The organism is Endozoicomonas sp. SESOKO4 (assembly GCF_024606275.1).
Window position 1 is genome coordinate 1 of the sequence record NZ_JAHHPS010000445.1, and the last position, 1,234, is coordinate 1,234.

The window sequence follows — 1,234 nt, forward strand, 5'->3', positions numbered from 1 at the left end:
TGGATCATGGGAAAAAAAAGATGTCATTACCCATGATGCTGCTGTCTGGTCATCCTTAGTTGATCCTGATGCGGTAAAGAAAACTGCCGATACCAGGCTTTTGCAAGAGCGTTATTTTGTTTAACAACGTCGCGAAGGCGGGTACATACCTTTTGCAAACTGCGAATATCCCGAAGTTTTAATTTGCAAAAAATCATGGACAGTGTGTCTGACGGTAAATCCTGCAATGAATATTTTTTTTTGTCAGTTGTGGTGATGGACCTCCCCGCATTGTTACCCGTTGGTGTTAGGGATAGAGCGCGAGCCCGGGCTCGCGTTAGTGGTGGTTCAGTGCGGGGATTATTATTTATCGCATGCATGTCTGGTTCCGAAAAGCTGGTATTTATCTCCGATCAGCAAGGAGGTTCAAAATAATGTACTCAGTTGGAGGCAGTTTCAGAATGAAAGTTCATAACATGTTGTTAAGCGTAACTAACAAAATTTCTTCAGGCTCACGCGCTGACTTTCAAGAAAGATGTCATTCAGTGGCAGCAGACAATCAATGATTCTCTCTGTAGCTACCCGGAAGAGGGCTATAGCTGATCAGAAGGCATAACCACAGAGTCTTGGAGATCTGGGCTGATTTCATCAGAGTCTTGCTTTATTATCCCACTCTTCTTTCCCTGCCCCGAGACTGTCTTACGATATGGCCAGCCCCCGAAAAAAAACCGACCCATCCAAAACCCGTGAAGAGGCCATGTCGGTGGCCAGGGCCACTCAGCGGCCCGGTCAGAGCAAAGAACAGACAAAACTAATTGCCCAAGGCATCCAAAAAGGCATTGAGCACTATAAAAAGCAGCAAAAAGCCAAAGCCCGGGAACTGGATAAACACCTGAAAAAAGTGAAAAGGCAGTCAGAGCCCCCTGCCACAGAGGTTGAAACGATCACTGAGGAAGTAACCCGCTATAAACAGCACTGGCTGCCCTGGCTTTTACTGGGCCTGAGCTGGGCAGCGTTTGCTGCTTACTTCTTTGCATCTGGCGTCTGAAACTTCAGGTTCTCTGGCTAAAAAAACCTCTCCACCAGCAGCGAGCACAATACAGTGATAATCACTATACCCGCCAAATTCAGAATCAGGCCACTTCGAATCATCTGACGAATCGATAACAGACCTGAGCCAAACACGATAGCATTGGGGGGAGTGGCAACGGGCAGCATAAAGGCGCAACTGGCGGCTATGGCTGCTGGAATAGCC

General features: G+C 47.5%; 3 protein-coding genes. 1 reads left to right on the top strand and 2 read right to left on the bottom strand.

What is annotated here, in order from left to right:
- Positions 1-26: 26 nt before the first annotated feature.
- A complete protein-coding gene (locus KDK16_RS13585; RefSeq protein ID WP_373690958.1) occupies positions 27-359 on the bottom strand; it encodes an F-box protein in 333 nt (110 codons plus the stop codon).
- A gap of 326 nt (positions 360-685) precedes the next feature.
- Here KDK16_RS13585 and KDK16_RS08760 point away from each other — a divergent pair, with 326 nt between their 5' ends.
- Entirely contained in the window at positions 686-1,027 is a 342-nt protein-coding gene (locus KDK16_RS08760; protein ID WP_257252458.1) for a DUF2956 domain-containing protein, read from the top strand.
- A 17-nt stretch (positions 1,028-1,044) separates the two neighbouring features.
- Here the strand turns inward: KDK16_RS08760 and KDK16_RS08765 are convergent.
- The coding region (locus tag KDK16_RS08765; protein WP_257275644.1) for an anion permease at positions 1,045-1,234 on the bottom strand (190 nt) is incomplete at its 5' end.

What these genes read in the sequence shown, in the direction of transcription:
- KDK16_RS13585 (WP_373690958.1), bottom strand. Translation starts at nt 359, where the DNA reads ATGCATGCGATAAATAATAATCCCCGCACTGAACCACCACTAACGCGA.
- KDK16_RS08760 (WP_257252458.1), top strand. Translation starts at nt 686, where the DNA reads ATGGCCAGCCCCCGAAAAAAAACCGACCCATCCAAAACCCGTGAAGAG.